We start from the raw sequence: 18,107 nt of genomic DNA, 5'->3' as shown, positions 1-18,107 counted from the left end.
ATGGCATCTCGCGGAGACAATTCGAAGCCGAGGCCCGGCGGCGTGGTCGATATGGAACCGTTCCGTCGCGCGGTGACGGGCTGTGTCCGCGCCGTCTCCGGCGATGCGGAGGTGGAGGTCACCTTCGCCAACGAGCGTCCGGGCATGACGGGCGAGCGCATCCGCCTGCCGGAACTGAGCAAGCGGCCCTCGCCGGCCGAAGTCGCGCTCACCCGCGGCCTCGGCGATTCCATGGCGTTGCGCAAGGCCTGCCATGACGCCCGCGTGCACGCCACCATGTCGCCGCAGGGAGCGGATGCCCGCGCCATCTTCGATGCCGTCGAGCAGGCGCGTGTCGAGGCGATCGGTTCGAACCGCATGCAGGGTATGGCGCAGAACCTGAACGTCGTGCTGTCAGAAAAATACGCCAAGGCCAATTTCGGCGCGATCACCCGTCAGGCCGATGCGCCGCTCGAGGAGGCCGTGGCGCTTCTGGTGCGCGAGAAGCTGACGGGGCAGGCCCCGCCGGCATCAGCCGGCCAGGTGGTCGACCTCTGGCGCAATTTCATCACAGACAAGGCCGGCAAGGACATGGACGGCCTCACGGCCGCCATCAACGACCAGCAGGCCTTTTCCCGCGTCGTGCGCAACATGCTCGCGTCGATGAACGTTGCCGAACAGTACGGCGACGACGAGACCGAGACGGACGACAGCCAGACGCCCGAGGACGAGAACCAGCCGCGCAGCGACGAACAGGACGACAGCGACAGCCAGGAAGAGGCTGGCGACGACAGCGCCCCTGCCGACGAAAACGAAACGTCCGACGAGCAGATGGAAGAAGGCGAGATGGAAGGCGCGGAAATCTCCGACGACGACCTCGCCGACGACGACGGCGACGAGACGGACAAACCCGGCGAAGTCCGCCGCCCGAACCAGCCGTTCTCCGATTTCAACGAGAAGGTCGACTACACGGTCTTCACGCAGGAATTCGACGAGACGATCACCGCGGAAGAGCTGTGCGACGAAGCGGAGCTCGACCGCCTGCGCGCCTTCCTCGACAAGCAGCTCGCCCATCTCCAGGGCGCTGTTGGCCGCCTCGCCAACCGCCTGCAACGCCGCCTGATGGCGCAGCAGAACCGCGCCTGGGAATTCGACCTTGAAGAAGGCTATCTCGACAGCGCCCGACTGCAGCGCATCATCATCGATCCGATGCAGCCGCTGTCCTTCAAACGCGAGAAGGACACGACCTTCCGCGATACGGTCGTGACGCTGCTCATCGACAATTCCGGCTCCATGCGCGGCCGGCCGATCACCGTTGCCGCCACCTGCGCCGATATCCTCGCGCGCACGCTGGAGCGCTGCGGCGTGAAGGTCGAAATCCTCGGCTTCACCACCAAGGCGTGGAAGGGCGGCCAGTCGCGCGAGAAGTGGCTCGGCAGTGGCAAGCCGCAATCGCCCGGCCGCCTCAACGACCTGCGCCACATCGTCTACAAGGCTGCCGATGCGCCGTGGCGGCGCGCGCGCCGCAATCTCGGCCTGATGATGCGTGAGGGCCTGCTCAAGGAAAACATCGACGGCGAAGCTCTGATCTGGGCGCATGATCGTCTTCTGGCACGGCCTGAGCAGCGTCGCATCCTGATGATGATTTCCGACGGCGCGCCGGTCGATGATTCGACGCTTTCGGTGAACCCCGGCAATTATCTCGAGCGACACCTGCGCGCCGTCATCGAACAGATCGAGACCCGTTCGCCGGTCGAGCTTCTGGCCATCGGCATCGGCCATGACGTCACGCGCTACTACCGCCGCGCCGTCACGATTGTCGATGCAGACGAACTGGCCGGTGCCATGACGGAGCAGCTTGCTTCCCTCTTCGCCGACGAGACGACAAGCAGCCGCCCGGCCCGCCGCCGTGCGGGCTAAGCTGACGCCCGCCCGGCAATCCCTGCTGCAACGGCTTGCAGGTGCGGCTCTCTGCGCCGCCCTCTGCCTGCCAGCCGCGCGCCCGGCCGCAGCCGACATCATCGATGTTCCCGTCGTCAACCGCGCCTTCTCGCGGTTCATGCTCGGATCCGACCAACGCATCTTCGGCAAGCTCGAATTCCTCGGCGGCATCAGCTACACCTCAAGCACCAATCTGCTTGGCTCCATCTCGGCCATTCGTTTCCGCGAGGATCGCGAAAGCTTCGTCGCCGTGCTCGATACCGGGCATTGGCTGACCGGCCGTATCGAACGGGATGCTGACGGACGGCTGAGCGGCATCACCGACGTGAAAACGCGGTCCATGTTCGATCGCAACGGCCAAGACGAGCGCGTCAAGAACAGGATGGATGCCGAAGGCCTCGCACTCGTCGATGGCGAGGCGCTGGTTTCCTTCGAGGTCTATCACCGGATCGACGCCTACCCGGATCCCGGCTTCATGGAAGCGCGGCCGAAGCGCCGCATACCCTTCCTGATCGACCCCAAGGAGTTGCGCTTCAACCGCGGCATGGAGACGCTTGCCCTGTCGCCTGCGGCAGGGCCGCTCGGTGCGGCGCTCGTTACAGTCACCGAACGCAGCCTCGATCCCGACGGCAATGTCTTTGCCGCCGTGCTTTCCGGTCCGCGTGCCGGCATCTTCTTCGTCAAACGCAACGACCCATGGGACATCACCGACGGCGCTTTTCTGCCGAACGGTGACCTGATCGTCCTGGAGCGGCGGTTCCGCCTGGCAGACGGCATGGGTATGCGCATCCGCCGTATCGACGGCGATACGATCCGGCCTGGCGCGGTCGTCGATGGCGAAGTGCTGATCGATGCCGATCTCAGCCAGCAGATCGACAATATGGAGGGGCTGGACGTCGTGGTGATGGCGCCGGACGATATCCGGATCATCGTCGTTTCCGACGACAACCACTCCATCCTCCAGCGCAACCTGATGCTGGAATTCCGTCTTCCCAATTGAAAAAGCCGCCCGCGCGCGGCGGACGGCTGTCATCTGGTCAGGAACGGTTCTCAGACCGCTTTTTCGATACCCGGCATCGGCTTCAGCCTGGTCATCAGCGCGCCATAGGGCAGCAGCATGACCACGCCGACGAGCACCTTCACCGAGAAATCACCCATCGCCCAGGAAATCCATCGGGGAGCCTCGGCATGGAAGATGCCGAGAACCGGCGCCCAGGCGATCGCGAAATCATCATTCGGCCCGAAGATCGAGAAGACCGGCGCAAAGGCGAAGGAAAAGAAGATCACCGTGTCCAGAACCGAGCCGATCAGCGAGGCGATCAGCGGCGCGCGCCACCAGCTCTGCCTGCGCAGCCGGTTGAAGACAGCGATATCGAGCAACTGGCCGGCCAGGAACGCCGAGCCCGAGGCAATCGCGATGCGCGGCATGGATACGGCAAACGAGAAGGCCACCGCCACCACAAAACCCGCGGCGACGACACGGCGCGCAACGCGCGGGCCGAACTGCCGGTTCGTCAGGTCGGTGATGAGAAAGGCGACGGGATAGGTGAAGGCGCCATAGGTCAGGAGATCGCCAAGCGCGATGCCGAACAGCTCTCCCGACAGCGGGTATTGCACCAGCACGTTGGAGGCGACGACCACGGCGGTCATCAGGAGGACATAGATAAGGGTAATGCGGTTCGCTTGCATTTTTTTATCCTGGGTGATGCCACCAGTTGGATTGACAATGATTCTCTCAACGCATTGAGGCCTGCCCGATGAACGGCCAAGCCTCAATGAGAATACGTTTGCTCAGCGCCTGGAATCAGGCAGCAGCAGCGGTCTTCTTGGCGATCTGGCGGCGCAGCAGACGAGCGCGCATCGACAGTTCGTTCTCTTCAGCCTTCAGAAGGAAGGCGTCGAGGCCACCGCGGTGCTCGACGGAGCGCAGGGCAGCAGCCGAAACGCGAAGACGGAAACGCTGGCCGAGGGCGTCGGAAATCAGCGTGACATTGCACAGGTTCGGCAGGAACTTGCGCTTCGTCTTGTTGTTTGCGTGGCTCACATTGTTGCCCGACTGGACGCCCTTGCCGGTCAATTCGCAACTACGGGACATGGTACACCTATTTGTTCTTGTTCAGGACAACACGTTTCCGGCAGCGAAACCGGCCGCAGTCCGTCTGGCCTTTTTGGAAAGTTGCGGTTCTATAGTCACACTGACCGGCGACGTCAAGCCAAACCTGCGCACAGGCTGGAAATCAGTTGCCAAGCCACACGATTCGCGGGAATAGCAGAACACGCTGAAATTCTCCACGGCGTATAATCGCCGCAATGGCAGGCTAGGCGAAGCGTTTGAACGGGAGCGTCCAGATGAACAAGCAGGGTTGGGTTGCCGGTGCGGTCGCGTCGCTTGCCTTGACGGTGAGCGCGGCACCCGTTTCGGCGGAAGAAATCCTGCATCGCACGGACTACAGCATCCGCCTTTCCGGCCTTCCAGTGGCGACGGCGAGCTTCCAATCCGCCTTTGACGGACGGCGCTATTCCATTTCCGGCAGCATGAGCTCCGCCGGCCTTGCCGATATCTTTGCCAGGACGAAGGGCACGACCTCAGTCTCGGGCATCGTCAGCCGCGACAGGCTGCGCGCGACGTCTTACTCGGTCAACTACCAGAGCGGCAAGCGCGGCCGGGCCATCGACGTCACCTTCCGCAACGGCAATGTCGTCAATGCCAGCATGATGCCGCCGCGCAAGAAGCCGGAAAACTGGGTGCCGGTTTCCACCGCCGATATGCGCGCAGTGCTGGACCCGATTTCCGGCCTCATCATTCCCGCCGGCAACCGCATCTGCCCCAAGACCCTGCCGATCTTCGATGGCGAATCGCGTCTCGACCTGCGCCTGACGTCCAAGGGCACCCGGTCCTATACCACCAAGGGCTTTGCGGGCGAGGTCACGGTCTGCGGCATTCGCTTCATCCCGAAATCCGGCTACAGGAAGGGCCGCGAGGACGTGGAATATCTGCGCCGGCTGAGCACGATGGAAATCTGGTTTGCCAAGGCCGAGGCTGCGAATGTATATGCTCCTGTTTATGTGAAGATTCCGACCAAGCTCGGTCCCGTCACCGTATCGGCCACCCGCTTCGGCGACTGAGCCTTCGGTCGATCGAGCCCCGCTCGGCAGACCGGAGACATCGGCCTTGAAGACGCGTGCAACCCTGGTCGGCTTTACCGCGATCCTGATGTGGGCGCTGCTTGCGCTGTTGACCGCGGCATCCGGCAAAATGCCGCCTTTCCAGCTTTCGGCGATCTGCTTTCTCATCGGCAGTCTGCCCGGCATCGTGGTGCTGCTGGCCCGGCCTGAGCGCGTGCGTCTGCTCAGGCAGCCGGCCAAGGTGTGGATGACCGGCATCCTCGGCCTGTTCGGCTATCATTTCCTCTACTTCACCGCACTGCGCAACGCGCCGGCCGTCGAGGCCAGCCTGATCGCTTATCTCTGGCCGCTCCTCATCGTCACCGGCTCCGCGCTGCTTCCGGGCGAGCGCCTGAAATGGAACCATATTCTCGGCACGCTGCTGGGCCTGGGCGGCACTGCGCTCATCGTGGGGCGCAACGGCGTTTCCTTCGACAGCGCCTATCTTGTCGGCTACGGCGCCGCCTTTCTCTGCGCCTTCACCTGGGCAGGCTATTCGCTCATTACCCGGCGTTTCGAAGCGGTCTCGACGGATGTGGTGACCGGTTTCTGCATCGCGACGTCCATCCTGTCCCTGGTGTGCCATCTGGCGCTCGAGACGACGGTCTGGCCGCAGACCGGATCCGAATGGCTAGCCGTCGCCGGCCTGGGCCTGCTGCCCGTGGGGGCTGCCTTCTATGCCTGGGATTTCGGCGTGAAGAACGGCGATATCCAGATCCTTGGCGCAGCCAGCTACAGCGCGCCGCTTCTTTCGACGCTGGTGCTCATCGTGTCCGGTTTCGCCGAACCGTCGCTCAGCATCGGCATCGCCTGCCTGCTCGTGACAGGCGGCGCGATGCTGGCCGCCAAGGACATGATCCTCCGCAAAACGGCCGTTAAACCGGCCTGATTTCAGAACCGGTCCTTGCGGGCGCGGATCTCGGCAAAGACTTCCGCGTCGCTCGCCGTCTTCATGCCGAGGTGTTGCCGGATAGCAGGGTCGGCCGCGCGCAGGAAGGGGTTCGTCGCCTTCTCCAGACCGATCGTTGTCGGCGCCGTGAAGGCATCTTTGGCCCGCAAGGCCTCCACGTCCTCGACACGAGCCCGCAGAGCGGCATTGTCAGGATCGACTGTCAGTGCGAAACGTGCATTGGATAGCGTGTATTCGTGGCCGAAATAGACCACCGTGTCATCGGGCAGCGCCGCGAGCTTCGAAAGCGAATCCCACATCTGCGCCGGCGTTCCCTCGAAGAGCCGGCCGCAACCGAGCGCAAAGAGCGTATCGGCCGCAAACAGCAGCTTGTCCTGCGGCAGATGAAAGCAGATATGCCCGAGCGTGTGGCCGGGCGTCAGGATGACATCGACAGGCCGGCCGGCGAAGGTGAAGCTGTCGCCGCCCTCAACCTTGCGGTCGAGACCCGGTATGGCTTCATGCGCCGGGCCGATGATCGTCGCGCCGAAACGCGCCTTGAGCGCGCCGTTCGCCTCCACATGATCCTGATGATGATGGGTGGTGAAGATGTGGCTGAGCGTCCAGCCGCGCCGGGCAAGCGCATCGAGGATCGCCTGCTCCTCCGGCGCATCGATGCTCGCCGTTTCCCCCGTCGCCGGGTCGTGCACGAGCACGCCGAAATTGTCGCTGCGGCAGGAAAAGAGTTCGATTTCGAGCGGGGTCATGGCGCAGTCCTTGTATTCACGGGGTCATTCACGGGGCATCGGTCGGGGCGAATGTAAGGCAATCGCCCTTGAAGTCTACCGGCCCATCGCTAACATCCTTGCCATGCATGCAGATATCGTTGACCTCCGTGAGTTCTACCATTCGTCGCTTGGCCGCCTCGCCGACCATTCCATCTCCATGGCGCTCGCTTCGCTCTGGGCGCGCCTGCCGGACGAGCGGCTGGTCGGCCTTGGCTATGCCGTGCCCTATCTCGACCGGTTCCGTGCCGATACCGAACGTACCTTCGCCTTCATGCCGGCTGGTCAGGGCGCTGTGAACTGGCCCGCGGGAGAGATGTCGGCCACCGCGCTCGTCTTCGACGAGGAGTTGCCGCTGCCGGATTCCTCCGTCGACCGAATCTTGATGGTGCATTCGCTTGAATTCGCCGAAAACCCACGCGAGACCATGAAGGAGCTGTGGCGCGTCCTGTCACCCGGCGGCCGCCTCGTCATCGTTGTGCCCAACCGGCGTGGCGTATGGGCCCGCATGGAGCACACGCCGTTCGGCTCCGGCCGTCCCTATTCGCGCGGCCAGCTGACGGCGCTTCTGCGCGAGACCAATTTCACCCCCGGCGCCTCCGCGGAAGCCTTGTTCTTTCCGCCCTCGAAGCTGCGCAGCGTGCAGAAGCTGCGCGGCGCTTTCGAACGGCTGGGCCGCATGCTGTGGCCGATGTTCTCCGGCGTCATCGTGGTGGAGGCGCAGAAGCGGCTTTACCAGGGCCTCCCGGTTGCCGCGCGCGCATCACGTCGCGTCTTCGTTCCCGTGCTGGCGCCCCAAGGCGTGCCGACCACGCGCGACCGCCTGCCGCGCTGATCCTCTCGACAAAAGCGGGCCTGCCCGTTAGACGGGCGGGAAAGAGCTAAAGGCGAGACATCATGACGGACGGACATTTCGACAAGATCGCACTGATCGGCATCGGCCTCATCGGCTCGTCCATCGCCCGCGCGGTCAAGCTCAAGGGCCTTGCCACATCCGTCGTCATCTCCAGCCGCAGCCAGGAGACGCTGGACCGCGCCCGCGAGCTTGACCTCGGCACCGACTACGTGCTCGACGCCGGCGAGGCCGTCGAGGGCGCCGATCTCGTCATCGTCTCGGTTCCTGTCGGCGCGTCCGGCAAGGTCGCAGAGGCGATCGCACCGCACCTCAAGCAGGGCGCCATCGTCACCGATGTCGGCTCCACCAAAGCATCCGTCGTGACGCAGATGCTGCCGCATATCCCCAAGGGCGTGCATTTCATCCCCGGCCACCCGCTGGCGGGTACGGAGCATTCCGGCCCGGACGCCGGCTTTGCCGAGCTCTTCCAGGGCCGCTGGTGCATCCTGACCCCCGTGCACGGCACCGACAAGGACGCCAAGCGCAGGCTCGCCGCCTTCTGGGAGGCGCTCGGCTCGAAAGTGGACGAGATGGACATGGAACACCACGACAAGGTGCTCGCCATCGTTTCGCACCTGCCGCATATCATCGCCTACAACATCGTCGGCACCGCCGACGACCTGGAGACGGTCACCGAATCGGAGGTCATCAAATATTCCGCATCCGGCTTTCGCGATTTCACGCGCCTTGCCGCCTCAGATCCGACCATGTGGCGGGACGTGTGCCTGCACAACAAGGACGCGATCCTCGAAATGCTCGCCCGCTTCTCGGAGGACCTGGCCTATCTGCAGCGCGCCATCCGCTGGGGCGACGGGGAAAAGCTCTTCGATCTCTTCACCCGCACCCGCGCCATCCGCCGCTCGATCATCGACGCGGGTCAGGATACATCGGCGCCGAACTTCGGACGCCCCGTTCCCGACGAAAAGGCCTGATCAGAGCGGCGGGATTTCCGCGACCGCGAACGGCCCGAGATAGACGGTGCCCTGCTGCACATTGAGCTTGACCACGGCCCGGTCCTGCCCGCCCGACAGGGCGCGCAGCGCGCTCGCCACACGGTTCACAGTCTTGGCCGCCTCCGGAAACGTCTCTGAGATCCGGTCCCGCCACAGGTCGATGCCCTCGATGGTGAGATCGACCGTGCCGGAGACGTAGCCGTCGTCACCGATGGAAACCGGCCCCGAAAGCGTCATCGTCCGGCCCTCGCCGAGATCGAATGTCAGGGCACGCAGCTCCGCGGTCGTGCCGAGTGGCAAGCCGGCCGGCGGACCTTCCTTCGAAAGCCAGCTCGCCGCATTGGCGATCGTCATGTCGGCGGCCATGTTGAACGGCGGCAGCGTCTTGTTGCCGAGATCGAGCGAAAGCCCGTCCAGCGATGCCGCGACATCGAGCGCCTCGCCCGACTGCCGCACATGGTGTTCGCCATGCGTCACCGAAACGCCCACGGAAACGCCCTGCGAAGGCGCATTCAACCGGCCCTTCAGTCCGTCATAAGCGACGGAGGCACGATCGAGGCCGGTCGTCCAGGCGACCACGCTCGCGCGCATCAGATCCCAGTTGGCGTCGAAAGCGAGATCGGGCGTCACGCGAACCTGCGCGGGCCCGTCGAGTTCGACGATCCCATGCCCCGGCCGGTAGACCTGGGCCGCCGAACGCAGCGCACCGAAGCTGGCCGAAAGCCCAGCCGGACGATCATCGAGCCCGACGGAACCACAGAAGATGCCGATACGGAACGGAAAGCCACGCACCGACATGTCCGTGCACGACGCCGCATGCATGCCCTGCTGGGACGCGGCAAGCTCCTGCGTGATGCGTTCCTTCAATTGGCTTGCGGCATAAAACCATCCGCCCGTATAGAGCGCGACAGCGACAACGATGGCAACGGCAAGCAGGATGAGCTTGCGTGTAACGCCGGATGTGTCGGCGCGGCTTGACGATGCCATACTGTTCTCCAATGGTAGCGGGCGCGATTTGTCCGAATGCGCGTCAAAGCCGGCAATTGCGGCGGCTTTTAGAGAGATGGTCCCGGTGACAGTGGATATGAACGAATTCTGGGTGTTTGGCTACGGATCGCTGATGTGGAATCCGGGCTTCGAGTACGAGGAACGACAGCCGGCTCATCTTTTCGGCTTCCGCCGTTCGCTGTGCGTGCGCTCTTGGGTCCATCGCGGCACCGAGCAAAAACCCGGCCTGGTACTCGGCCTCGACCGGGGCGGCTCCTGCCGTGGCGTGGCCTTTCGCGTTGCACCGAAAGCCCGGGATGCCGTCGTTGACTATCTGCGTGAGCGCGAACTCGTGACCCACGTCTACAAAGAGCGAGCGCTGCCTGCCACGCTCGGCGACGGGCGGCGCGTTTCAACGCTCACCTATATCTGCGACCGCGCCCATAACCAGTTCGCCGGATCGCTGTCCGTCGACGAGGCGGCGCGGACCATCAGCACCGCCGTCGGCAAGTCGGGGCACAATATGGATTACGTGCGCAACACGCTGTCGCACCTGCGCGACATGGGTATCCGCGACCACTGGCTGGAGGATGTCGGCCGCACGGCGGAAGGCCTTTACGCCCGCATCTCCGCCTGACCGGGCGTTCCCGCCTTCAGTTCCGTCAGCCGCTTGATGGCGGTCGGCGGCAGCATGAGATGCGGATTGGCATCGACCGTCTCGACAAGCAGCTTGTCGCTGGCCGTCTCCATGACGTCGACGAGATAGGCAAGGAACGCATCGGGATCCATGCCCGGCGAGATGGCCGGCAGGATCTGTACCTTGAAATGGCCCGGCTGGCGGATGAACTTGCGGCGCGGCCAGAACAGGCCGGGATGCATCACCACGGGCACGACCGGCACCTGCAGATCGCGATAGAGCCGCGCGATGCCGTACTTGTATTCCGGCGGCGCACCCGGGGGACGGCGCGTGCCTTCCGGATAGATGATCAGCTGGCGCCCGGCATTCATCTCCGCCTTGGTGCGCTCCATCACTGCGGTCATCACCTTGCCGCGCGCACCGCGGTTCACGGGCACCATGCGTTGTTTCTTGATGTACCAGCCGAACAGCGGGATCCAGGTCAGCTCGCGCTTGAGAATGTAGAACGGGTCGCTGAGCCACGGCAGCAGAGCATAGGCGTCCCAGAAGGATTGGTGCTTCGGTGCGAAGATGTAGCCGCCCGCTGGAATGTTCTCCAGCCCCTCGATCTCGAAGGTCGTGCCGACGATGACCTTGAAAAGCCAATGGTTGCTGCGCGCCCAGAACTTGGGAACGAAATAGGCCTTCTTGCGCGGCAGCAGGAAGTAGATCGGCGTGAAGACGATCATCTGCGCGATGAGATTGAGATAGAAGACGGCGTTGAAAAGCACGGAGCGAAAAGCGATCATCGGGCGGCCTGTGAACGGAACATGCTCCCGCCCTACACGATATTGCCGGACGGGGAAACTCCCGCCTGATCGATGTCAGCCGCCTTCGATATCGCCCCGAAGGCCGGACCAGTTGCGCGCACCGGCAAACGCCCTTATCTGCGCGAGACTGTACTTCACATATTCGGAAAGCATCGCCTTCAGCACGCCCGGCTGGCGCAACCAGTTGCCGTTCTTGAGATCCGTATTGACGACGGGATAGGCAATGAATTCGGTCTGCGGATCGCTGGCCTTCAACTCGAGCAGGCTGCGCGGCATATGATAGTTGTTGGTAACAACGAGAACGCGCCGGAACCGGTGGTCATTGATCCAGCGCGCCGCCTCGTTGGCATTGCCGACCGTGTCGATGGCATCGTAACCCATGTCGACGCAGCACTCGAACAATGTGGAGGAGCTCTGCGTGAGCTTGCGCAGCTGGTTGCCGCTTGTCGACGGATTGGCCCCGGAAATCAGCAGGCGCCCGCCGGCCCCCTTTTTCAGAAGGTCGATGGCGTGGTCGATGCGCTGGTAGCCGCCGGTCAGCACGACGATGGCGTCGGCTTTGGGATCGCCAGGCGTTTCCAGCCCGGCCACCGTTTCAGCGAAATAAAGGAAGCCCGCGCTTCCGAGGATGGCAGCCAGCAGGATGGCCGCGAGAATGGCGCGCACCAGCAGTCGCACGGGGCCTTTCCGCCTCCGTCGTCCGTCCCGCAGCAGCCCGTTGGGCATGCCGGCCTTTGTCTGATCCAGCATGTTCATGATTCTGTCCATAGAACCGGATTAAGGCAACCCCTAGTCCGTTTCGCAGCGATGGTAGACCGGGCACGCATTAGGAATCGGGCAGTTGATCGGTACGGGATGGATCCGAGCGGATCTGGTCGATTTCATGGATCGTGCGCATCACGGTGAAGCGGGCCGTCAGCGTGGTGAGGAGCGCGATCACCGCGATGGTTCCTGCAATGCCGAGATAGCCCGTAAGCCCCATGGAAAAGCTGCCGAACAGGGCAGTCGCCTGATCGCTCTGGGGCGTGGCGATCGCCCGCCCCTGCCAGAAACCCGCAATGGCGAAGAACAAGGCGGCCAGCAAGCCGCCGGCAAGCGATCCCTTGAGGCTGATCTTCAGGAAGTGTTTCTGAAATTCGGACGCGACGAAACCCGCCTCCGCACCCACGAAATGCAGCACTTCCACGATATGCCGGTTTCCCGAAAGCGCGCCCCGGGTGGCAAAGACGACCGTCAGCACCATGGCCGAAAACACCAGAACGAGAACGCCGGTGCCGATGAAGGCGGTCGTTCGCGCCATGGCCACGAGGCGATCGACCCAGGTGCGGTGATCGTCGAGGAAAGCCTGAGGGATCTTCTGCGACAACGCCGCCCGCATCGCGGTGAAATCCGGCGGGCTCTGCTCGTCGATGGTGACGATGACGAGGCGCGGCACCGGCAGCTCGTCGATGTCAAGCCCGTCACCGAGCCAGGGCTCCAGGAGACGCGCGGTGGCCGCCTTGTCGACAATCGTTCCGTCCCGCGTGCCGGTGAAGGTCAGCGCAAGATCGCGCGCATCTTTCAGCGCCTGCTCCATGTCGAGATTGTCGTCCGGCTTGATCTGGATGGTGATCTCGCGGGAAATCTCGCTCTGCCAGCTCGCGGCCGTCGCGCGCACCATGCTGACGGCACCGAAGGTGAGGCAGGCAAGAAAGGCCATGATGGCGATGACCAGCATCAGCGCGTTGCCGGACACGTTGGACGGCGGCACGATGGGCGCCGTGGGCCGTACGCGCATTTCCGGCCGGCGGGCCGGCTGCTCGGTCTCGGCGGTGTCGCGCATGTCAGTCATAGATGTCGAGCCGTCCCTGCGAGAGGATCATGCGCCGCGCCTCGACCTGATCCATCAGCGAAAGGTCGTGCGTGGCGATCACCACGGCCGTCCCCAGCCGGTTGAGTTCTAGGAAGAGGCTGAGCAGCCGCCGTGCCATCGGCGGATCGACGTTACCGGTCGGCTCGTCCGCCAAAAGCAGTTCCGGCCGGTCGATGAGCGCGCGTGCGATGGCCGCGCGCTGCTTTTCCCCACCAGACAGGACAGGCGGCAGCACATTGATTCGCTCGCCGAGCCCCACCCACTTCAGAAGTTCCAGCACGTCGGCGCGGTAGCTGATCTCCTCCTTGCCGCGCACGCGCAGCGGCAGCGCGACGTTCTCGTAGGTCGTCAGGTGATCGAGCAGGCGGAAATCCTGGAAGACGATACCGATTCGCCGGCGCAGCATGGGCAGTTCATCACGCGGGATGGTCGAGATTTCGCGGTCGAAGCTGCGGATGATGCCGCGCGTCGGCTGAAGCGACAGGAAAAGCAGACGCAAAAGCGTCGTCTTGCCCGCACCCGACGGGCCGGTGAGGAACTGGAAGGAGCGGCGCGGAATATCGAAGGTCAGGTCACGGAGGATCTCCGGTCCCATTCCATAGCGCAGTCCGACATTCTCGAAGTGAATCAAAGGCCAATCCGGTTCTAGAGACGATCACCCAGCGGTACCGCGGCCGACGTCGCACAGGAAAGCGGCTCTTTCACGGTCAGGTTTCCGAAGCATTAACCAGTATGGTTTACGTTTCGTAAGGATTTCATTCAATGCCCGACTTTTCGCCTAGGATTTGCGGGAAGCCGGCGACGGGAGGTGGCGATGAACGCCTTCAAAATCAAGCGCGAAGCGAAAGGCCGGGTCGACGTCCTGCCGCCCGAACCCGGCACGAAGGCCGCAAATCGCGCCGCGCGGTTTTCCAGAAGAATAGAAGTGGTGGACGCCGACTTCGTGGTGATTCGCAGCAGCGCCGCCCGGACGTCGAACGACAATCATCGCAGGCACCCAGCCGCAAACGCCCGCCCCATGTCGGACCATCCTTTGTTCCGGCTGGGTGCGACCTGCGCGCGCCTTTGCGAAGCCGGGCTGCAGCGTCTTCCGGGCCGCGCCTTTGCCGGCCTCGTCGCGCTTGCCTTTCTATTCGTCTTCGCCTTTGCCGGCGGGCTGACGGCGCTCAAAGCAGCCATCCTGCCGACGGCGCAGGCCGATCTGCTGCGCCTTACCGATATTTCCGCGATGGTCGATGACCGCAACGGCATGAAAGTCCTGACCGTTTATGGGCGACTCGACAATACGGGTAACAGCGTGAAGATCGTGCCACCGCTCGACGTTATGCTGGAAGGCAGTGGGACGCGCCGCGTCGTGCTCGATGCCGAAACGATCGCGCCCGGTGGCGCCGAGCACTTCGCGCTGCGCATCCCGCACAGCGGCGGAAAAGTACCGAAAGTCTCGGTTTCCCTCGCCCGCGAGGGTGCACCGGCCACCTGACTGTGCTAATCGGCTCCTTCATATCCATTCAGGGAGCCGCCAAGCGATGCAGATTGTCCGCGGAAAGAAGATCGAAACGCTCTACGATGCCGGGCAGATTGCCAAGCGCAACGAGGAGCTTGCCGCACAGATCGCCTCCGGCCCGACGCAGGATCTCCTCGTCATCGCCGTTCTGAAGGGCTCCTTCATCTTCGCGGCCGATCTCACCCGTGCACTGCACGCCGCAGGTCTCGCTCCGGAAGTCGAGTTCATCACGCTTTCAAGCTACGGAGCGGGCACGGTCTCGCAGGGCGTGAAGGTCATCAAGGACATCGACAGTGACGTGCATGGCCGCGATATCCTGCTCATCGACGACATCCTGGAATCCGGCCGCACGCTGAGCTACGCCAAGGAGCTCATGTACGAGCGCGGCGCACGCAATGTCACCATTGCGGTGCTGCTTGACAAGCGCGAGAAGCGCAAGACGGACCTGGAAGCGGACTATGTCGGCTTCGAATGTCCGGATCATTTTGTTGTCGGATATGGCATGGACGTCGCCTATGCCTTCCGCGAACTGCCCTTCGTGGGCGTCGTTACGGGCGACGCGGAATAGAAGGGGAAAACGCACCGCACGCTAATTCCCCCCGTCGTTCGTTTACCGATCGACAAGGAAAGTCTGGTCTTGTCGTACCGGACTGACTGAAAGGGAACATGATGGCGAAGATCCTGATCACGGAAGACGAGGATTCGCTGCGTCTCTTCGTGGCGCGCGCATTGCGGCTGGATGGTCATGAGACCGTGGAAGCGCCCGATGGCGCCGCAGGGCTCGACGCCCTGACCGAAGGCGGTTTCGATCTCCTGCTTTCCGATATCCGCATGCCTGTCATGGACGGCATCGAACTCGCGCATAAGGCATCCGCCGCGCACCCTGCCCTCAAGATCCTGCTCATGACCGGCTATGCCGAACAGCGCGAACGCGCCGACGACCTCTCGTCGAAGATCGTCGATGTCGTGAGCAAACCCTTCAGTCTGCCGGATATCCGCCGCGCCGTTGCGCAGGCGCTCGCCGCCTGATCATCCGCTTTCAACGAATACCGAGCAACCGCTCCAGATAATCCCTCTCGAAGCCCGGCGCAGCACCCGTGCCGAGGCGGCGGCGGATTTCATCGAGAATTTCGCGCGCGCGCTGGATATCGATCTCTTCCGGAATCTTGGTCGGCCCGCCGGTGTCCGGTCCACGACCATTGACATTGCGATCACGGCCAAGCGGGTCGCGTCCGTTGCGGCCGGCCTGCGGAATGCCCATGCCCGGCCCCTGGCCTTCGCCCATCGCCTGCATCTGGCTCATCATGCTCTGCGCGCCCTGACGCAGCGCCTCCAGCGCGCGGCCCTGGCTGCCGACGGCCGGCTCACCCTGGCCTTCGCCCAGCGCTTCGGATGCGCCCTTCATCTCGCGGCCGGCCTGGCCGAAACCTTCGCCGGGATCGAGCCCCATGCCCTTCAGGGCCTGCTCGACCTCCCCGAGTTGTTTGCCGAGCGCGTCCTGCTGCTCCCTCAGCTTCTTTAGTGCATCACGCAACTGTTCGGCCGTCATCCGGTCCGTGTCCTGCTGGCCGGCACCGTTGTCGCCTTCCTGCTGTTGCTGCTCCCCGTCCTCACCCGGCATCGGGTCGCCCATCTGCTGGCGATCCCGCAGCGCCTGGTCGAGCTTGAAGGTCTGCTCCATCAGCTGTTGTTGATTGCGCATGAGTTCGCCGAGCTTGTCCATCTGCTGGCGCATGGCGTCGTTCTGCTGACCTTGCTGGCCTTGCTGCGGTCGGCCGGCCTGCAGGTTGTTCATCATACGCTGGAGATCGGAGAGCATCTGCTGCGCCTGATCGCGAGCGCCGGAGCGCGCCAGGTTCTCGATCTGGTCCATCATGCGCTGGAGATCCTGTTGCCGCAGAATGCGGCCCTGCTGCTGCGCATTCTCACGCAACTGTCCGTTCTTGGCGGCCTGCCGGGCAAGCTCCTGCATATAGGCCTGCATCGCCTCGCGCAGCTCCTGCATGAGCTTTGCGACCTCCTCATCCGGCGCATTGCGCTCAAGCGCCTCCGACAGCGTCTTCTGCGCGTCACGCAACCGGCGATCGGCGAGCGACAGGTTGCCATCCTCGATACCGAGCGCGATTTCCCAGAGGTAATCCGCCGCCTCGCGCAACTGGTCGTCCGTGCGGGCGAGTTTCATGCGCGCATTGGCCGATTGCAAAAGCAGATAATGCGTGGGGTTTGGAATGGTCTCTTCCGGCCGGATCATCAGCGCCTCGTTGAGCGCAATGGCATGGGGCAGCTGATTGGCGTCGAGCGCGAAAACCTGGCGCTGCTCGGCGACGGCCGCGGCCAACGGCTCGAAGAAGGCCTTTGCCGGCAATACCATTTCCACGGGCTGGCTGCGGCCCTCCTGTCCCGCCGCATCCTTTGCGACAAGCGTGATCTTCACGCGTTTGCCAGCCAGGGGATGTTCGGAAAGGTTGCGGCTGGTCGTGCCCTTTGCTTCGCGCGCCGCGCGGCGCGGCAGGTCGAGCCTGTATTCGGGCAACGGATAGAGCGGCCGCGCCTCCGTGGGCTGATCGACCGGCACGATCTCGGCATGGGCCTCCTGAAGCCCGTAATCGTCCTTGGCGATGAAGCTGATATCCAGCGCCGCCGTAACGGTGGCCTTGGGAATGCCGTCTAAGGCGATTTCGGGCACCCGATCAGGTATGACGCTGAACGTCCATGAGCGGCCGTCGACCGTCAGCGTGCCGTCCTTCTGGATGCTGTAATGCATGGTCCTCGCGGCATTTGCGACCGCAACCGCTGGCGTGGTGTCCGTTTTGGCGGCCGCCGCCGTCTCATCCTTCGGCTTGGCATCCTCCGGGCGGATGGCCGTCGCGGTCGTCTCGCCCGCGGCCTGATAGGTTGCCTGCTCGTTGCCGCTGCCGCCCGTCACACGAACCGTCAGCTCGCTGAACTGCGGAATACGGACGTCGCCCGTCACCGCCTCCCCCTGACCGTTGCCGGTGAGGAAGACGGGCGCGCGCGACGTATGCGCCGGCGGCGTTACCCAGGCGTCGATGCGCACATCCGGTGCCGTCTCGGCAGGTGCGCGAATGGAAACGACATCGGCCAGAAGGCCGCCGCGGTTGGAATAGGAGAAGGCAAAGGCGATGACGACAAGAAGCACCGGCAGCGCACGCAGCGCATGGCGGTCGTGACGCGCGATGTCCGGCTCCGGAGCGCCGGTACGCAGGGCACCGATCATGCGGCCCATGCGCGCCTGGTGCTCGCGCCATAATGCATCCGCGAAGGCATCGCCGCCGGCCGGCCGGTCGTCCTGCACGCGGATAGCCTGGTGGGCGAGCGCATTGCGCCCCTCCAGCATGCGATCGGCCGCATCGGCCGACGGCCAGACAACGCCGCGCAGCCGCAGAAGCAGGAGGATCGCGCCGAGGGCGAAGACGGCCAGCGTTGCAATATGCAGCCAGGCCGGCACATGGCGGAAATAGCCGAACCAGGTCAGCGCAAGGAAACCCGCCACGAGCAGCAGGACCGGAAGAAGCCGCGGCGCCAGCGCCTCGAGATAGAGCACGACTTTGGCAGCGAGGCGCTTGCCCGCAAGCCGGCGCCCCAGCGGATTGCCGGTCGCCTCCCTCTTGCGCTGCTCTTCAATTGCCATCGTTCACCGCTCGCCGTCGCCTGTTGTCAGGCCTTCGAGGATAACACGCTTTGTGGCGA

19 protein-coding genes are annotated in these 18,107 nt (G+C 63.9%); 10 read left to right on the top strand and 9 right to left on the bottom strand.

Annotated elements, in window-relative coordinates; all coding sequences use genetic code 11:
• Both cobT and MNR02_RS01975 read left to right on the top strand, forming a co-directional pair.
• The gene (cobT, locus tag MNR02_RS01980) at positions 1–1,899 is read left to right on the top strand and encodes a cobaltochelatase subunit CobT (RefSeq protein ID WP_241947896.1); all 1,899 of its coding nucleotides are present in this window, start codon (positions 1–3) and stop codon (positions 1,897–1,899) included.
• Positions 1,889–2,920, top strand: a complete 1,032-nt coding sequence (locus MNR02_RS01975) for an esterase-like activity of phytase family protein (protein ID WP_371746689.1) — start codon at positions 1,889–1,891, stop codon at positions 2,918–2,920. Before cobT ends, MNR02_RS01975 begins: the two co-directional genes overlap by 11 nt.
• Before the next feature lie 50 nt (positions 2,921–2,970).
• On the opposite strand, the gene MNR02_RS01970 is transcribed toward MNR02_RS01975, so the two are convergent.
• Positions 2,971–3,609, bottom strand: coding sequence for a VUT family protein (locus MNR02_RS01970; protein WP_241947895.1), 639 nt, complete (start codon positions 3,607–3,609; stop codon positions 2,971–2,973).
• Between the two features lie 115 nt (positions 3,610–3,724).
• Positions 3,725–4,015, bottom strand: a complete 291-nt coding sequence (rpmB, locus tag MNR02_RS01965) for a 50S ribosomal protein L28 (protein ID WP_064331573.1) — start codon at positions 4,013–4,015, stop codon at positions 3,725–3,727.
• Positions 4,016–4,269: 254 nt separating this feature from the next.
• On the opposite strand from rpmB, the gene MNR02_RS01960 reads away from it, so the two are divergent.
• Both MNR02_RS01960 and MNR02_RS01955 read left to right on the top strand, forming a co-directional pair.
• Positions 4,270–5,046, top strand: coding sequence for a DUF3108 domain-containing protein (locus MNR02_RS01960; protein ID WP_241947894.1), 777 nt, complete (start codon positions 4,270–4,272; stop codon positions 5,044–5,046).
• A 46-nt stretch (positions 5,047–5,092) separates the two neighbouring features.
• Positions 5,093–5,974 (top strand): DMT family transporter, encoded by an 882-nt coding sequence (locus tag MNR02_RS01955; RefSeq protein ID WP_241947893.1) that lies wholly within the window; start codon positions 5,093–5,095, stop codon positions 5,972–5,974.
• Between the two features lie 2 nt (positions 5,975–5,976).
• On the opposite strand, the gene gloB is transcribed toward MNR02_RS01955, so the two are convergent.
• Positions 5,977–6,741 carry a hydroxyacylglutathione hydrolase gene (gene gloB / locus MNR02_RS01950; protein WP_241947892.1) on the bottom strand — a complete coding sequence of 255 codons (765 nt, stop codon included), beginning with the start codon at positions 6,739–6,741 and terminating at the stop codon, positions 5,977–5,979.
• A 103-nt stretch (positions 6,742–6,844) separates the two neighbouring features.
• On the opposite strand from gloB, the gene MNR02_RS01945 reads away from it, so the two are divergent.
• Positions 6,845–7,594 carry a class I SAM-dependent methyltransferase gene (locus tag MNR02_RS01945; protein ID WP_241947891.1) on the top strand — a complete coding sequence of 250 codons (750 nt, stop codon included), beginning with the start codon at positions 6,845–6,847 and terminating at the stop codon, positions 7,592–7,594.
• A 62-nt stretch (positions 7,595–7,656) separates the two neighbouring features.
• Positions 7,657–8,586 carry a prephenate/arogenate dehydrogenase family protein gene (locus MNR02_RS01940; RefSeq protein ID WP_241947890.1) on the top strand — a complete coding sequence of 310 codons (930 nt, stop codon included), beginning with the start codon at positions 7,657–7,659 and terminating at the stop codon, positions 8,584–8,586.
• Here the strand turns inward: MNR02_RS01940 and MNR02_RS01935 are convergent, their stop codons facing one another.
• Positions 8,587–9,594 (bottom strand): DUF2125 domain-containing protein, encoded by a 1,008-nt coding sequence (locus tag MNR02_RS01935; RefSeq protein WP_241947889.1) that lies wholly within the window; start codon positions 9,592–9,594, stop codon positions 8,587–8,589.
• An 85-nt stretch (positions 9,595–9,679) separates the two neighbouring features.
• Here MNR02_RS01935 and MNR02_RS01930 point away from each other — a divergent pair, with 85 nt between their 5' ends.
• Positions 9,680–10,231 (top strand): gamma-glutamylcyclotransferase, encoded by a 552-nt coding sequence (locus MNR02_RS01930; RefSeq protein ID WP_241947888.1) that lies wholly within the window; start codon positions 9,680–9,682, stop codon positions 10,229–10,231.
• Here the strand turns inward: MNR02_RS01930 and MNR02_RS01925 are convergent.
• From MNR02_RS01925 to ftsE, 4 genes are all read right to left on the bottom strand, one after another.
• Positions 10,210–11,019, bottom strand: a complete 810-nt coding sequence (locus MNR02_RS01925) for a 1-acyl-sn-glycerol-3-phosphate acyltransferase (RefSeq protein WP_241947887.1) — start codon at positions 11,017–11,019, stop codon at positions 10,210–10,212. The genes MNR02_RS01930 and MNR02_RS01925 overlap by 22 nt on opposite strands.
• Positions 11,020–11,094: 75 nt before the next feature.
• Complete coding sequence (locus MNR02_RS01920) at positions 11,095–11,796, bottom strand: YdcF family protein (RefSeq protein WP_370879955.1); 702 nt, start codon at positions 11,794–11,796, stop codon at positions 11,095–11,097.
• A 70-nt stretch (positions 11,797–11,866) separates the two neighbouring features.
• Complete coding sequence (locus MNR02_RS01915) at positions 11,867–12,871, bottom strand: ABC transporter permease (RefSeq protein WP_241601144.1); 1,005 nt, start codon at positions 12,869–12,871, stop codon at positions 11,867–11,869.
• Complete coding sequence (ftsE, locus tag MNR02_RS01910; RefSeq protein ID WP_241601142.1) at positions 12,864–13,523, bottom strand: cell division ATP-binding protein FtsE; 660 nt, start codon at positions 13,521–13,523, stop codon at positions 12,864–12,866. Before ftsE ends, MNR02_RS01915 begins: the two co-directional genes overlap by 8 nt.
• 183 nt (positions 13,524–13,706) lie before the next feature.
• On the opposite strand from ftsE, the gene MNR02_RS01905 reads away from it, so the two are divergent.
• From MNR02_RS01905 to MNR02_RS01895, 3 genes are all read left to right on the top strand, one after another.
• On the top strand, positions 13,707–14,372 hold the full coding sequence (locus tag MNR02_RS01905) for a hypothetical protein (RefSeq protein WP_241947886.1): 666 nt from the start codon (positions 13,707–13,709) through the stop codon (positions 14,370–14,372).
• Between the two features lie 46 nt (positions 14,373–14,418).
• Positions 14,419–14,964, top strand: a complete 546-nt coding sequence (gene hpt, locus MNR02_RS01900; protein WP_241601140.1) for a hypoxanthine phosphoribosyltransferase — start codon at positions 14,419–14,421, stop codon at positions 14,962–14,964.
• A gap of 101 nt (positions 14,965–15,065) precedes the next feature.
• A complete protein-coding gene (locus MNR02_RS01895) occupies positions 15,066–15,425 on the top strand; it encodes a response regulator (protein WP_241601214.1) in 360 nt (119 codons plus the stop codon).
• A 10-nt stretch (positions 15,426–15,435) separates the two neighbouring features.
• Here the strand turns inward: MNR02_RS01895 and MNR02_RS01890 are convergent, their stop codons facing one another.
• Positions 15,436–18,048, bottom strand: coding sequence for a TIGR02302 family protein (locus MNR02_RS01890; protein WP_241947885.1), 2,613 nt, complete (start codon positions 18,046–18,048; stop codon positions 15,436–15,438).
• Positions 18,049–18,107: the final 59 nt, after the last annotated feature.

The sequence above is a fragment of the Shinella sp. H4-D48 genome (genome assembly GCF_022637395.1).
In the GTDB taxonomy this organism is placed as follows: domain Bacteria; phylum Pseudomonadota; class Alphaproteobacteria; order Rhizobiales; family Rhizobiaceae; genus Shinella; species Shinella sedimenti.
Note: the sequence above shows the minus strand (reverse complement) of the source record. Positions and strands in the feature narration are given on the sequence as shown.

Bases quoted from the DNA above. Each gene is read 5' to 3' on its own strand.
- MNR02_RS01905 (WP_241947886.1), top strand. From the start codon at position 13,707: ATGAACGCCTTCAAAATCAAGCGCGAAGCGAAAGGCCGGGTCGACGTC.
- gloB (WP_241947892.1), bottom strand. From the start codon at position 6,741: ATGACCCCGCTCGAAATCGAACTCTTTTCCTGCCGCAGCGACAATTTC.
- MNR02_RS01960 (WP_241947894.1), top strand. From the start codon at position 4,270: ATGAACAAGCAGGGTTGGGTTGCCGGTGCGGTCGCGTCGCTTGCCTTG.
- MNR02_RS01940 (WP_241947890.1), top strand. From the start codon at position 7,657: ATGACGGACGGACATTTCGACAAGATCGCACTGATCGGCATCGGCCTC.
- MNR02_RS01890 (WP_241947885.1), bottom strand. From the start codon at position 18,048: ATGGCAATTGAAGAGCAGCGCAAGAGGGAGGCGACCGGCAATCCGCTG.
- hpt (WP_241601140.1), top strand. From the start codon at position 14,419: ATGCAGATTGTCCGCGGAAAGAAGATCGAAACGCTCTACGATGCCGGG.
- MNR02_RS01970 (WP_241947895.1), bottom strand. From the start codon at position 3,609: ATGCAAGCGAACCGCATTACCCTTATCTATGTCCTCCTGATGACCGCC.
- rpmB (WP_064331573.1), bottom strand. From the start codon at position 4,015: ATGTCCCGTAGTTGCGAATTGACCGGCAAGGGCGTCCAGTCGGGCAAC.
- MNR02_RS01915 (WP_241601144.1), bottom strand. From the start codon at position 12,871: ATGACTGACATGCGCGACACCGCCGAGACCGAGCAGCCGGCCCGCCGG.
- MNR02_RS01895 (WP_241601214.1), top strand. From the start codon at position 15,066: ATGGCGAAGATCCTGATCACGGAAGACGAGGATTCGCTGCGTCTCTTC.
- cobT (WP_241947896.1), top strand. From the start codon at position 1: ATGGCATCTCGCGGAGACAATTCGAAGCCGAGGCCCGGCGGCGTGGTC.
- MNR02_RS01935 (WP_241947889.1), bottom strand. From the start codon at position 9,594: ATGGCATCGTCAAGCCGCGCCGACACATCCGGCGTTACACGCAAGCTC.
- MNR02_RS01920 (WP_370879955.1), bottom strand. From the start codon at position 11,796: ATGAACATGCTGGATCAGACAAAGGCCGGCATGCCCAACGGGCTGCTG.
- MNR02_RS01925 (WP_241947887.1), bottom strand. From the start codon at position 11,019: ATGATCGCTTTTCGCTCCGTGCTTTTCAACGCCGTCTTCTATCTCAAT.
- MNR02_RS01945 (WP_241947891.1), top strand. From the start codon at position 6,845: ATGCATGCAGATATCGTTGACCTCCGTGAGTTCTACCATTCGTCGCTT.